The organism is Micromonospora sp., from assembly GCF_048594385.1.
GTDB classification, from domain to species: Bacteria; Actinomycetota; Actinomycetes; order Mycobacteriales; family Micromonosporaceae; genus Micromonospora; species Micromonospora wenchangensis.
Window position 1 is genome coordinate 1 of sequence record NZ_JBMDWU010000294.1, and the last position, 13,382, is coordinate 13,382.

Below are 13,382 nucleotides of genomic sequence, written 5' to 3' on the forward strand. Positions count from 1 at the left end.
CCCGGCCCGGCCCACCCAGGCCAGGCCGGGCAGCCCCCCGACGGTCACCACGGCGGCCAGGGGCGCGGCGGAGGCGGCCCGCCGGTCGGGGCCGAGCACGCCGACGGCGACCACCGCGAGGAGCAGGTAGACCGCCAGCACCACCCCGAGGGCCAGCGGCACCGCGCGGGGGATCGTGCGGGCCGGGTCGCGGACCTCCTCGCCGAGGGTGGCGATCCGGGCGTACCCGGCGAAGGCGAAGAAGAGCAGCCCGGCGGCGGTGAGCACACCCCGGGCCGTACCGCCGCCCTCGGCGAGCCGGTCGAGCCGCACCTCCCCGGCGGTCAGCCCGGTCACGGCGACCAGGGCCAGCACCGCCAGCACCACGACCACCAGCACCTTCGTGGCGGCGACCGTGCGGGTGACGCCGCGCAGGTTCACCCCGGTCACCGCGAGCACCGCGCCGACCGCGACCAGCCGGGCCTGCCCCGGCCACAGGTACGCCCCGATGGTCAGCGCCATCGCCGCGCAGCTCGCCGTCTTGCCGACCACGAAACCCCAGCCGGCGAGGAACCCGGCGAACGGGCCGAGGCGTTCCCGGCCGTAGACGTACGTGCCGCCGGACTCCGGGTAGCGGGCGGCCAGCCGGGCCGAGCTGGTCGCGTTGCAGTACGCGACGAACCCGGCCAGCGCCAGCGCCACCAGCAGCCCGGTGCCGCCGGCCGCCGCGGCGGCCGGGGCGAAGACCACGAACACGCCCGCGCCGAGCATCGCCCCGAGCCCGACCACCACCGCGTCGGGTACGCCCAGCCGCCGCCGCAGTCGATCCACCACGGCAGGTTACGGGGCGGAGGTGAACGGGCGGCCTCGATCGGGCGACCGGCCCGGGTCGGCGGTGAACGGGCGGTCCCAGCCGCGTAGCCGGGCCGGTAGCGGCAGGTCGTCCCAGGGGATCCGGTGCAGCAGCCGGTCCAGCAGCAGCCCCAGCAGCAGCCCGGCCACCGAGTCGGTAAGCCAGTGCCAGCCCAGGTAGGTGGTGGTGCACAGGACCACCAGCGGCGGCACCACCCGCACGGCGGTGGCCAGCCGGGGTGGCATCCGCCGGCCGAGGGTCCGCAGCAGCGGGACGAGCAGCAGGGCGAGCACGCCGTACCAGACGATCGCGTTGGCCACGTGCCCCGACGGGTACGACTGGGCGTAGCGGACCGGCAGGTCGTGCTGGAACAGCGGCAGGGTCTGCTCCGGCGACAGGAACGGCTCCTTCATGCTGGCGCTCGGGGCCGGGCGGGCCGTCCACACCTTGAGCGGGCCGATGGTCAGATAGGTGAGCACGAAGGCGACCACCGGCGGCAGCACCGGGCGCACCGAGCGGAGCCGGACGGCCAGCAGCACCCCCAGGGCGGCGGCGAGCAGCGTCAACGGGGTGCCCTGGCCGAGCAGGTTGAGCACCCGGGCGACCCAGTAGGCGGCGGTCGGCCGGTGCGCCTCGGCCCAGTCGGCGACCGCCCGGTCGACGCCGAACAGGTGGTCGGTGGCGAGCGCCCCGGTCAGCGCGACCAGGGCGGTGAGCAGCAGCAGGTCCGGCCACCAGCCGGCCGGGCGGACCGGTCTGAGCCGCACCCCGCCGCGTACCGTCGTGGTTCGCTCCCGCACGCGATCACGCTACCGGCCGGCCCGGGGGGCCGTGGTGGCACGGCCCGGGTCGATGTGTGCCGAACCACGAAGGGAAGCGTCGGACGGGGGACACCCGGCACACTTGTCCCCGTGCGGATCACCTCGGCCCTCGTCGACCCGGCGCTGCTCGACCTTCCCTGGTCGACGCCGCTTACGCAGTGGCCCGCCCGGCACCTGGTGGCGCTGCCGCAGGGCATCTCCCGGCACATCGTCCGGTTCGTCCGCCTCGGCGACTACGTGTACGCGGTCAAGGAGACCGGGGAACGGGTCGCCGAACGCGAGTACGACCTGCTGCGAGCGCTGGAACGGATCGACTTTCCGTCGGTGGAGGCGATCGCGATCGTGGCCGACCGGCAGGCCGACGACGGCACCCCGCTGGACCCGGTGCTGATCACCAGGCACCTCCAGTTCTCGCTGCCCTACCGGGCGCTGTTCTCCCGCACGCTGCGTCCGGAGACGATGGGCCGGCTGCTCGACGCCCTCGCCGTGCTGCTGGTGCGGATGCACCTGACCGGCTTCTTCTGGGGCGACTGCTCGCTGTCGAACACCCTGTTCCGGCGGGACGCCGGGGCGTTCGCCGCCTATCTGGTCGACGCCGAGACCGGCGCGCTGCACCGTTCGCTGTCCAACGGGCAGCGCGGTGAGGACCTGGAGATCGCCCGGGTCAACATCTTCGGTGAGGCGCTGGACCTCCAGGCGGCCGGGCTGCTGCACGAGTCGATCGACCCGGAGGTGGTCTGCGAGGAGGTCGTGCAGCGCTACGAACGGCTCTGGCACGAGATCACCTACGAGCAGCAGGTCGAACGGGAGGCGCGGCACGACATCGAGCGCCGCATCCGCCGGCTCAACGACCTCGGCTTCGACGTGGCCGAGGTGGCCCTGTCGACGGTCGACGACGGGCGGTACCTGGTCCGCCCGAAGGTCGTCGACGCCGGCTACCACACCCGGCGGCTGATCCGGCTCACCGGCCTGGACGCCGAGGAGAACCAGGCCCGCCGGCTGCTCAACGACCTGGACGCCTACCGGGTGGAGAGCGACCTGACCGACGAGCAGCAGGCGGCCCACCGCTGGCTGACCGAGGTCTTCGAGCCGGTCGTCCGGGCCGTCCCCGCCCACCTGCGGCACAAGCTGGAACCGCAGGAGATCTTCGCGCAGATCATCGAGCACAAGTGGCTGCTCTCCGAGCGGGCCGGCCGGGACGTGGGGATGGGTCCGGCGGTGCAGTCCTACCTGGCCGACGTGCTGGTGCACCGCCCCGACGAGCAGGCCGTCCTGGGCGTCGAGGTCCCCACCGTCTGACCTGCCCGCCCCCGCGTGCGAGCGGGGTCAGTCGAGCCAGGTGCCGGCGCGCATCACCCTGACCACGGTCAGCTCGTCGTCGAGCACCACCAGGTCCGCACGGCGGCCCGTCTGGAGCGCGCCGACCCGGTCGCCGAGGCCGATGGCGCGGGCCGGGGTGGTGGCGACCATGCGTACCGCGTCGGTGATCGGGATGCCGGCGGTGACGGCGTGCCGCAGCGCCGCGTCCATGGTGAGGGTGCTGCCGGCGATCGCCCCGTCCCGGGCCAGCCGGGCCACCCCGTCGGCCACGGCGACCGGCTGGCCGCCCAGCTCGTACTCGCCGTCGGGCATCCCGGCGGCGGCCATCGCGTCGGTGACCAGGGCGATCCGCTCCGGGCCGGCCACGGAGGCGGCGAAGGTGAGCATCCCGTCGTGCAGGTGCACCCCGTCGGCGACCAGCTCGCAGACCACGTTCGGGGCCTCCAGCAGGGCCACCACCGGGCCCGGTTCGCGGTGGTGCAGCGGGCGCATCCCGTTGAACAGGTGGGTGCCGACGCTCGCCCCGGCCGAGACGGCGGCCCGGGTCTGCTCCCAGGTGGCGTCGGTGTGGCCGACGGCGGCGACCACCCCGTGCGAGGTGAGCAGCTTGATGGCGTCCAATGCGCCGGGGCGCTCGGGGGCCAGGGTGACCATGCGGACCGCCCCGCCGCCCTCGGCGACGAGCCGGCCCAGCTCGTCGGTGGACGGGTCGCGGAGGAACTCCGGGTTCTGCGCGCCGCACCGGGCCGCCGACAGGTACGGCCCCTCGAAGTGGACGCCGGCCAGTACCCCCTCGCGGACCAGCGGCGCGAACGCGGCGGTCGCCGTGCGCATCAGCTCGAACGGCGAGCTGACCAGGCTGGCCAGCAGGGTGGTGGTGCCGTGCCGCCGGTGGAACGCGGCGGCGGCGCGGGCGGCGTCGGCGTCACCGGTGGTGAAGGTGTGCCCGCCCCCGCCGTGGGTGTGCATGTCCACGAACCCCGGCACGATCCAGTGCCCGTCGCGCTTGGCCGGGTACTCGGCGACGGCGGTGATCCGCTCGCCGTCCAGCTCCACGCACCCCTGCCGGATCACGCCGGTCGGGGTCACCACCTTGCCGGTCACCCGCTGGGTCATCGTCTCTCCAGACTGTCGAGGGCGAGCAGGGCGGCACCGAGGCAGCCGGCCTCGTCGCCGAGGGCCGCCGCGACCAGGCGCGGCTCCCGATGGAAGGTCATCCGTTCGTGCAGGGCCGCGCGGAGCGGGTCGAGCAGTTGCCCGCCGGCCCGCGCCAGGCCGCCGCCGATGACCATGGTGTCGACGTCGTAGAGCGCCTGCCCGGTGGCGAGCCCGTCGGCGAGCGCCTCGACTGCCTCCCGCCACACCCGCCCGGCCAGTTCCTCACCGGCCGCCGCCCGCCCGGCCACGTCGGCCGCGCTCGCCGTCACCCCGGCCAGTTCGGCGTAGCGGCGGGCCACGGCCGAGGCCGACGAGACGGCCTCCAGGCAGCCGGGCCGGCCGCAGCCGCAGCGCGGGCCGTCGGGGCGTACCAGGATGTGGCCGATCTCGCCGGCCGCACCGTGCGCGCCGACGGCGGCCGACCCGGCGACCACGTGCGCGGCGGCGATGCCGGTGCCGATCGCGACGAAGAGCACGTGCCGGGCGTCCCGGCCGGCACCGAGCCGGGCCTCGGCGATCCCGCCCACCCGCACGTCGTGGCCGAGCGCCGCCGGCAGCCCGAGCCGCGCCCCCACCAGCTCCCGCAGCGGTACGTCCCGGAAGCCGACGTTGGCCGACCAGACCGCCACCCCGGCGGCCTCGTCGACCACCCCGGGCACGGCGACGCCGCAGGCCACCGGGGTCGACCCGGCGGCGCGGGCCCGGTCGGCCAGCCCTTCGGCGACGGCGAGGACGGTCTCCACCACGGCGTCCGGGCCGCGTCCGGCGTCGGTCGGATGCCGTTCGGCGTGCAGCACACTGCCGTCGGGGCGGACCAGGGCGCACTTCATGCCGGTGCCGCCGACGTCCAGCGCGACGACGACCCGGTCGTCGCCCGTCGGCCCGTCGGTCATGCCAGCACCACGGAGCGGGTCAGGTGCCGGGGCGCGTCCGGGTCCAGCCCCCGGCTGGTCGCCAGGGCCACCGCGAAGCGTTGGGCGAGGATCAGGTCGGCCATCGGGTCGACCGGGGTCCGGCCGGCCGCCCAACTGCCGAGCACGGTGTGGCAGCCGTGGTGCCGGCTGTGCACGAACGCCGCCCCGGTGGCCGCCACGTCCTCCGGCAGGCCCTCGGGCAGCTCCCCGAACGCCCAGACCAGCCGGCCGGGGCCGGCGATCGAGATGGGGCCGTGCCGGTAGTCCATCGCCGGGTACGCCTCGGCCCAGAAGGTGGCCGCCTCGCGGCACTTCAGCGCGGCCTCCTGGGCCAGCCCGACCGTCCAGCCGCGACCGAGGAAGGTGGCCTGGTCGATGCGGGCCGGGTCGAGCGGCAGCGGGGCGCGGACGGCGACCTCGGCGTCGGCGGCCAGCGCCTCGACGTTGTCGCCGAGGTGGGCGCGCAGCAGAGCCAGGGCGGTGGTGGCGAACCGGGTCTGCACCACGGAACGCTCGTCGGCGAAGGGCATCGGCACGGCCGTGTCGGCCAGCGTGACGGCGGGCGACCCGGGGTCGCCGACCAGGACGGTGGTGGGGGTCCGGCCGCGCAGCGCGGCGAGCAGGTCGAGCACCTCGGTGGTGGTGCCGGAGCGGGTGACCGCGATCAGCCGGTCGTAGCGGCGCTCGGCGGGGAACTCGCTGGCCTGGAAGGCGTCGGTCTCGCCGTGGCCGGCCCGTTCGCGCAGCCCGGCGTACGCCATGGCCATGAACCACGAGGTGCCGCAGCCGACGACGGCGACCCGCTCGCCGGGGCGGGGGAGGGCGCTGGCGACGGTGCCGGCGAGTCGGGCCGCCTCCCGCCAGCAGTCGGGCTGGCTGGCGATCTCCGCGTCGACGTACGCCATGGGGAACTCCTCGCACAGGGGAGGGAGGTGCGCAATACGGCTCATTACCACCGTCTTTCGCGCGCTATTCTGCGCGAAACGAGGTGCGCGTGGCAACCTGCCCCCGGATCGCGCAGTCGGGGGTTTTGCGCACTGCGAGTTTCGCGCACTACTGTGCACGCATTCGATCACCCTTCGTGCAGAGTCGGAGGCCCCCCGTGGACCGGTACGCCAGGTGGAACGCTCTGCTCGAAATGCTCACCGACAGTGGTCGGGTCAGCGTCGAGGAGGCCGCCGAGCGGCTGGACGTCTCCCAGGCGACCATCCGGCGCGACTTCGACCAGCTCGCCCAGCAGCAGATGATCACCCGGACCCGGGGTGGGGCGGTCGCCAACGGCGTCTCGTACGACCTGCCGCTGCGTTACAAGACGGCCAAGCACTCGGCTGAGAAGCAGCGGATCGGGGCGGCCGCCGCCGCGCTCGTCTCGCCCGGCACCGTGGTCGGCCTCAACGGCGGCACCACCAGCACCGAGGTGGCCCGCGCCCTGGCCGTCCGCCCCGACCTGAACACCAGTGCCGAGGGTGCCCAGCTCACCGTGGTCACCAATGCCCTGAACATCGCCAACGAGCTGCTGGTGCGCTCCCGGATGAAGGTGGTGGTCGCCGGGGGTGTGGTGCGACCGAAGTCGTTCGAGCTGGTCGGGCCGCTGGGTGGGGCGCTGCTGCGCGAGGTCACCCTGGACGTCGCCCTGTTGGGCGTGGACGCGCTCGATCCCCAGTTGGGTGCCGCCGCCCACCACGAGGGTGAGGCGGCGATGAACAACCTGATGGTGGCGCGGGCCAAGCGGGTGGTGATCATCGCGGACTCGTCCAAGCTGGGCGGTCACGCGTTCGCCCGGATCTGCCCCGTGGAGCGGGTGGAGACCCTGGTGACCGACTCCGGGGCGGCCCCGGAACTCGTCGATGCGTTCCGCGCCGCCGGAGTGGCCGTCATCTGCGCCTGAGTGACCCGTTGATACACCGTCGGTAGTAATTGAGCGCCGATGCATACCGGGTATTGCCCTGGCGGGTATACCGAGTATGGTGACCGCTGTCATCAGCCACCATCGGGGGAGGCGCAGCTTGTCGGCTGTCCTGGAGATCGAAGGTCTACGTAAGACGTACAAGAGTCGCCGGCGTGGGGTCCGCAACGCGCTGGACGGCTTCGACATGCGGGTGGAGGCCGGTCAGGTGCACGGCTTCCTCGGCCCCAACGGGTCGGGCAAGACCACCACCCTGCGTACCCTGCTCGGGCTGATCCAGCCCGACGGCGGGCGGATGGCCATCCTCGGCCACGAGGTGCCCGGCGCACTGCCCACCGTCGCCGGTCAGGTCGGCGCGATCGTGGAGAGCCCGCAGTTCTTCCCGCACTTCTCCGCCCGGGACACCCTGTCCCTGCTGGCCGGGGCCGGCGACGTCCCCGCCGTACGGGTCGACGAGGTGCTCGAACTGGTGGGGCTGCGGGACCGGGCCGGCGAGCGGGTCAAGACGTACTCGCTCGGCATGAAGCAGCGGCTCGCTGTCGCCTCCGCCCTGCTCCAGAACCCCAAACTGCTGATCCTCGACGAGCCGGCAAACGGTCTCGACCCGGGCGGCATCCGGGAGATGCGCACCCTGATGCGCACCCTCGCCGAATCCGGGATGACCGTTGTGCTCTCCAGCCACATTCTCGGCGAGATCCAGCTCATCTGCGACGAGGTCACCATCATCTCGCTGGGCCGCCGGGTCGCCGCCGGTCCGGTGGAGCAGGTGCTGGCCCAGCACTCGCACGGCGGCGTACGGGTGCGGCTGGACGCCGCCGAGGACCTCGCCGCCGCCGCCGAACTACTCGGCCGGGCCGGCGTCGCGGTCACCCGCCACCCGGACCACCTGATGCTGGCCGGAGTGGACAAGCCGGCCGCGGTCAGCCGGCTGCTCGCCGAACAACACCTGTACGTCAGCGAACTGGCCCCGGTCGCGGTGGACCTGGAGAGCGTCTTCCTGGAGATCACCGCCACCGCTCCGGTCCCCGGTCAGCACCGCCAGGTCGACCAGTCCGCCAAGATCGGCGAGCCGGGCCACACCGCCGGCACCACGGGAGGGTGGGGCGCATGAGCCTGTACGTCACCGAACTGCGTCGGCTGGCCAAGCGCCGGCTCACCCGGGTCATGCTGGTCCTGCTCGTCCTCGGCCTGGCCGGCATCGTCACCGCCTTCACCTTCTCCAGCCACAAGCTCTCACCGGCCGTGATCGCCCAGGCGCAGGCGGAGTCGGACGCGAACTTCCGGGACGCCGTCCGGGAGTGGGAGCGGTCGATCGCCGAGTGCGACGCGGCCAAGGCACGCGGCGAGCAGACCGACGAGCGGTACGGCCCGAACTGCGGCCGGGACTGGAAGCCCACCGCCGAGATGTTCGACCCGAAGTGGAACCTGCCCTACCAGTTCGACTTCCGGGCCGAGTTCGGCAACTTCATCGCCATCTTCGCCGGGGCGGTGGCGTTGTTCGGCTTCCTGATCGGCGCCTCGTTCGTGGGCGCCGAGTGGAGCACCGGCGGGATGATGAACCTGCTGCTGTGGCGGCCGAAACGGCTCACCGTGCTCGGCACCAAACTGGCCGCCGTGCTCACCACGCTGACCGGGGTGACCGTGGTGCTCGGGGCGTTGTGGACCCTGGCCTTCTGGCTGATCGCCACCTTCCGGGGGACCACCGAGAAGGTCACCTCCGGGGTGTGGCAGTCCGCCGGGATCAGCGGCCTGCGGGCGCTGGCGATGATCCTCGCCGCCGGTGCGGTGGCCTTCGCCCTGGCGTCCCTGGGCCGGCACACGGCGATGGCACTCGGGGTGGCCGTGGGGGCCGGGGTGATCAGTGAGATCGGCATCCGGATCGCCACGACGATCGCCGAGGTCCGGTTCGGTGACCGGTGGGTGCTGTCCACCTATGCGCTGGCCTGGTTCCAGAAGCAGTGGGCGCTCGTCGACTACCGCTCCTGCGAACTCGTCCAGGGCGAGTGCACGCCCAAGGAGCTGCTGGTGACCTGGCAGGACTCGGCGCTGGTGTTCGGCATCGGCACCGCCGTGGTGATGGTCGCCGCGTTCTGGATGATGCGCCGGCGGGACATCACCTGATCGGGGTGCCGCCCGGTTCGGGCGGCACCCGAGGGCGACGGGCCCGGGTCGACCACGTGTCGAGCCGGGCCCGTCCGTCGTCCGGAAGCGTCGCCCACCCTGGTTAAGCTGGGTTTCCCCGGCCGGTACGCCCGGTCGTCCACCCTGCCGAGGAGCGCCGTGCCGCCGCCCACCGACGCCATGCCGCCCGTGCCCCCCGCCGACCCCCCACCGCCCGCCGACGTCCGGTCCGCGCCGCCCCCGGTGCCGTCGCCCCCGCCGGCCCCGGAGGACGACGCGTACACACCCCCCGACGCCGACGTACCGTCGCCCCGGTCCGGGCCGGCGGCCGGGTCGGCCGGTGCGCGGGCGACGGCCGGCGGCGACGAGCTGACCGAGCGGGAGCGGTCGATCCTCGCCTTCGAACAGCAGTGGTGGCGGCACGCCGGGGCCAAGGAGCAGGCCATCCGGGACACCTTCGGACTGTCCGCGACCCGCTACTACCAGTTGCTCAACGCCCTGCTGGACCGCCCGGCCGCGCTGGTCGCCGAGCCGCTGCTGATCGGCCGGCTGCGCCGGCTGCGCGCCTCCCGCGCCCGCAACCGCCGCCGCTGAGCCCTGCCCACGCTGACAGCGGAGCGTGAGGTTCCCAGCTCCGGTGGGACGACCGGCCGATACCTCCGACCGGACCGCCAGTCACCGGCCAAAAGGGTGGACGATGGCCGGCGCGGGCGGCAGACTGCGGCACGTGGCAGGTACGGTACGGCTGGAGCCGGTGGACGAGGCGAACCTGGAATCGTTGCTCTCCGTAGCGGCGGCCGAGGCGGAGCCGAGTGACGTCATGCCCCCGGTCGACGCCCCCGCCGGCTGGTCGCTCGCCCGCCGGGAGGCCTTCCGTGACTTCCACCGGGCCAGCTTCGGCGGGCTGGACGGCCCGACCCGCACCCTGATGTTCGCCGTGTGTGCCGGCGGCGAGGTGGTCGGCATGATCCGGATGACCCGCTGCGACGCCCCGGGGGTGGTGGAAACCGGGATGTGGCTCGGCCGGTCGGCCCGGGGCCAGGGCCTCGGCGCGGCGGCCCTGCGGCAACTGCTCAACGCCGCGGCGGCGGCCGGCATGCACTCCGTCGTCGCTGATACCACCCCGGACAACCTGGGGGCCGTCGCGGTGCTGCGCAACTGCGGCGCCAAGCTCCGTGAAGACGACCACAAGGTGTACGCGGAGATCTCGCTCGACGCGACGCCCCCCGCCGACGGCTGACCCCCTCGTCGGCCACCGCGCGGGCGGCGTGTCGCCGACGGTCGAGATGCCCGCAGCGAGTGATATGACTACCTGTCATATTTATGCCGCTCAGGCATACCGCTCACCGCTACATCCACCCGCCCCGACGACACGCCCGGACCGGCCGACGCAGCACCCCCGGCTGCACCAGCAGGCTCAGCCTGTGTGCTTGTCGGCGTAGGCGGCCAGCCAGGCGACCTGCCCGGGGTCCAGGGAGGGGCGCACGCGGTCCCGGGCGGTGGCGACGTGCGCGGCGGTGACCGTGGCGGCCGACAGCGACTCCCGCATCGCGGCCAGCGCCGCCTCCCGCACCAGCGCCGCACAGTCCGCCGCCGAGAAGCCGGTCAACTCCTCGCCGAGCGCCGCCAGGTCGACATCCTCGGCGAGCGGCACGGCGCGGGACGCGGCCCGCAGGATCTCCGCGCGGGCCGGGCCGTCCGGCGGCGGCACGTACACCAGCCGTTCCAGCCGGCCGGGACGCAGCAGGGCCGGGTCGACCAGGTCCGGCCGGTTGGTCGCCCCGATCACCACCACGTTGCGCAGCGCCTCCACCCCGTCCAGCTCGGTCAGCAGGGCGGCCACCACCCGGTCGGTCGTACCGCCGTCGGTGGCCTGTCCGCGTACCGGGGCCAGCGCGTCCATCTCGTCGAGGAAGACCAGCGTCGGTGCGGCCTCGCGGGCCCGGCGGAACAGCTCCCGCACGGCCCGCTCGCTCTCACCCACCCACTTGGACAGCAGCTCGGCACCCTTCACCGACAGCACGTTCGCCCGTCCGGTCCCGGCCAGGGCGGTCACCAGGTAGGTCTTGCCGCACCCGGGCGGCCCGTAGAGCAGCACCCCCCGGGGCGGCTGCACCCCCAGCCGGGCGAAGGTGTCCGGGTAGGTCAGCGGCCAGAGCACCGACTCGGTGAGGGTCTGCTTCACCTCGCCGAGGCCGCCGACGTCGTCCAGGGTGACCGTCGCCAGCTCCAGCGTGGACGCCGCCATGGTGGTCGGCCGGACCACCTCCAGCGCCGCCGTGAAGTCGGCCATCGCCACCGTCGGCGTCTGCGCCGTCTTCTGCCGCAGCGCCGCCCGCACCCCGGCCTCGCGGACCAGCGCGGCCAGGTCGGCGGCGACGAACCCGGGGGTACGGCCCGCCACCTCGTCGAGCCGGACGTCCTCGGCCAGCGGCACCTGCCGGGTCAGCACGGTCAACTGTTCCCGACGCAACGCCGGGTCGGGCAGCGGCACCGAGATCCGCAGCGACAGCAGATCCGGCGCGCGCAACCCCGGATCGACCGACTCGGGGCGCGAGGTGGTGCACACCACCGCCGTACCCGACCGGACGGCACCGGCGAGCACCTGCCGGAACACGGTGGCCAGCGGCCCGGCGTCCTCGGCCGGGGCCAGCGCCTCCACGTCGGTGACCAGCAGCACGGCCGGCCCGCCCGAGGCCAGCTCGGCGACGGTGTCGCGTAGCCGTCGGGCCGCCGCGTCGTTGGTCAACGCGGCGAGTTCCGGCGCCCACAGCGGGCGTACCCGGGCCCCGACCGTCTTGGCCACCGCCCGCACCAGCGCCGACTTGCCCGAGCCGGCCGGCCCGCTGAGCAGCACACCGAGAGAGACCGTGGTACCCAGCCGCCCCAGCACCTCGCGGTGGTGGAAGCCGAGGTCCAGCAGCTCGGTCAGCTCCTCGGCCTGCGCCCGCAGACCGGGCAGCTCGTCCACGTGCGGCACGTCGTCGTCGTGCCCGGCCCCGCCGGCCTCCCCGGCCCCGCCGGCCTCCCCGGTCGGGCCCGTCGGGCTGCCGGCCGGAGCCGTCCCGGTACGGCCGGTCGAGCCCCGCCCGGGGCCGGTCGGGCCGGACGAACCGTGGGTGACCTGGCCGTGCTCCCAACCGACCACGGTGTCCATGGTGACCAGGCCACCGGTCTGCGGGTCGGCGGCGACCACGGTCAGCAGGGTGCTCGTCCAGGCGTACCCGACGGTGTTGGCGAGGCTGCGGCGGGCGGCCTCGACCAGACCGCGTACCGAGGCGTCGGGGAGCACGTCCTGGGGGAGCAGCGAGACGTTGTCGCCCTCGCTGACGACCTTGCCGAGCAGAGCGAGCCGGAGCATCTCCGGGGACACCGCGGCGAGCACCGACACCGGACCGGCCAGGGTCACCCGGCGGGCCGGGGTCACCGGGGCGGGACCGACCGTCACCTGCCCGCCGTCGCGCAGCCCGAGATTGCCCAACGTCAGGTCGTCGGCATAGAGCAGGGCGGCGCTGGCGGTCGGCTCGGCGGGCGCGACGATCCCGGCGGTGACCCGCCTGCCGGCCAGCCGTACCGGGTCCCCCGGGCGCAGGGCCAGGGCGGTGAGCACCTCCGGGTGCAGCCGGACGATGCCACGTCGGGCGTCCAGCGCGGCCGGGCGCAGGCTGGCGGTCAGGGTCAGATCCGGTGCGGGCATCGCCCGACAGTAGCCGCCCGCCGCCGCCGACGCCCGGCGGTCATCCGGTACGACCGCCCAGGCCAGCCGGCTGGTCGGCCCGGAAGCGGGGTGCCGCGCCCGGTCGTACCGTCAGGTGTCGTTGTCGAGCAGCGTCGGGTCCCGCCGGATCAACTCGGCGAGCCGGGCCGCCGGATCGACACCAGGCATCTCCCGGGCCGGGGTCCACGCCTGTGGCGTCCGGTCGGCCAGCGGCCAGGCCGGCGGCGGGGTGGCCGACGGGTCGACACCCGCCCGCGCCACGACGTCGGACCGCTCGTTGCGTACCCCGTTCTCCGGTCGCTCGGTGCGTGCCCCGACGCCCGGCCGCTCGTTGCGGGCCACGGGTTGCGCCTGCTCGATCCGCAGCGGATACGTACGTCCGGCGTACTCGACGCGCAGCACCACGGTCAGGCCGGGGCGGGCGGCCACCACCCGGCGGACGGCCTCGGCCACCTCCTCCACCGGGTCGCCGTCGGGGTCGGGCACCGGCCCGGCCCACCCGGGCCCGGTCCGGGCCAGTTCGCCAGCCGCCGGCGTGGCGGGCGCCGGCCCGGGGCGCGCCGGCCCGGTGGCGGCCGGCGCCGGGCCGGCC

The 13,382-nt window shown here is 74.6% G+C and carries 13 protein-coding genes; 6 read left to right on the forward strand and 7 right to left on the reverse strand.

Annotated features, from left to right (window positions below; translation table 11 throughout):
• Positions 1–810, reverse strand: an 810-nt coding sequence (locus tag ACOJTC_RS15670) for an APC family permease (RefSeq protein WP_420117431.1), incomplete at its 3' end; no start/stop codon positions are given.
• Positions 811–819: 9 nt separating this feature from the next.
• On the reverse strand, positions 820–1,599 hold the full coding sequence (locus ACOJTC_RS15675; RefSeq protein WP_420117438.1) for a phosphatase PAP2 family protein: 780 nt from the start codon (positions 1,597–1,599) through the stop codon (positions 820–822).
• Positions 1,600–1,743: 144 nt separating this feature from the next.
• Between ACOJTC_RS15675 and ACOJTC_RS15680 the strand changes: the two genes are divergently transcribed.
• Complete coding sequence (locus tag ACOJTC_RS15680; protein ID WP_357925983.1) at positions 1,744–2,952, forward strand: DUF4032 domain-containing protein; 1,209 nt, start codon at positions 1,744–1,746, stop codon at positions 2,950–2,952.
• Positions 2,953–2,979: 27 nt separating this feature from the next.
• Here ACOJTC_RS15680 and nagA read toward each other — a convergent pair whose 3' ends face one another.
• From nagA to ACOJTC_RS15695, 3 genes are read right to left on the reverse strand one after another with little or no spacing between them, the layout of a single operon-like run.
• A complete protein-coding gene (nagA, locus tag ACOJTC_RS15685) occupies positions 2,980–4,089 on the reverse strand; it encodes an N-acetylglucosamine-6-phosphate deacetylase (protein WP_420117432.1) in 1,110 nt (369 codons plus the stop codon).
• The gene (locus tag ACOJTC_RS15690; protein ID WP_420117433.1) at positions 4,086–5,024 is read right to left on the reverse strand and encodes an ROK family protein; all 939 of its coding nucleotides are present in this window, start codon (positions 5,022–5,024) and stop codon (positions 4,086–4,088) included. The genes nagA and ACOJTC_RS15690 overlap by 4 nt, the downstream gene beginning before the upstream one ends.
• Entirely contained in the window at positions 5,021–5,950 is a 930-nt protein-coding gene (locus ACOJTC_RS15695; protein WP_204924688.1) for an SIS domain-containing protein, read from the reverse strand. The genes ACOJTC_RS15690 and ACOJTC_RS15695 overlap by 4 nt, the downstream gene beginning before the upstream one ends.
• Before the next feature lie 197 nt (positions 5,951–6,147).
• Here ACOJTC_RS15695 and ACOJTC_RS15700 point away from each other — a divergent pair, with 197 nt between their 5' ends.
• The 5 genes from ACOJTC_RS15700 (at position 6,148) to ACOJTC_RS15720 (ending at position 10,312) form a co-directional block, all read left to right on the forward strand.
• Positions 6,148–6,933: a DeoR/GlpR family DNA-binding transcription regulator gene (locus tag ACOJTC_RS15700; protein WP_204924689.1), complete on the forward strand. Its 786-nt coding sequence runs from the start codon at positions 6,148–6,150 to the stop codon at positions 6,931–6,933.
• Between the two features lie 118 nt (positions 6,934–7,051).
• Positions 7,052–8,062 carry an ABC transporter ATP-binding protein gene (locus ACOJTC_RS15705; RefSeq protein ID WP_420117434.1) on the forward strand — a complete coding sequence of 337 codons (1,011 nt, stop codon included), beginning with the start codon at positions 7,052–7,054 and terminating at the stop codon, positions 8,060–8,062.
• Positions 8,059–9,072, forward strand: a complete 1,014-nt coding sequence (locus tag ACOJTC_RS15710; protein ID WP_204924690.1) for an ABC transporter permease — start codon at positions 8,059–8,061, stop codon at positions 9,070–9,072. The genes ACOJTC_RS15705 and ACOJTC_RS15710 overlap by 4 nt, the downstream gene beginning before the upstream one ends.
• 159 nt (positions 9,073–9,231) lie before the next feature.
• Complete coding sequence (locus ACOJTC_RS15715) at positions 9,232–9,666, forward strand: DUF3263 domain-containing protein (RefSeq protein ID WP_420117435.1); 435 nt, start codon at positions 9,232–9,234, stop codon at positions 9,664–9,666.
• A gap of 133 nt (positions 9,667–9,799) precedes the next feature.
• Positions 9,800–10,312 (forward strand): GNAT family N-acetyltransferase, encoded by a 513-nt coding sequence (locus ACOJTC_RS15720; RefSeq protein ID WP_204924691.1) that lies wholly within the window; start codon positions 9,800–9,802, stop codon positions 10,310–10,312.
• 177 nt (positions 10,313–10,489) lie between these two features.
• Here the strand turns inward: ACOJTC_RS15720 and ACOJTC_RS15725 are convergent, their stop codons facing one another.
• Both ACOJTC_RS15725 and ACOJTC_RS15730 read right to left on the reverse strand, forming a co-directional pair.
• Positions 10,490–12,769, reverse strand: a complete 2,280-nt coding sequence (locus ACOJTC_RS15725) for an AAA family ATPase (RefSeq protein ID WP_420117436.1) — start codon at positions 12,767–12,769, stop codon at positions 10,490–10,492.
• A 111-nt stretch (positions 12,770–12,880) separates the two neighbouring features.
• Positions 12,881–13,382: hypothetical protein (locus ACOJTC_RS15730; protein WP_420117437.1), on the reverse strand; the 502-nt coding region annotated here is incomplete at its 5' end.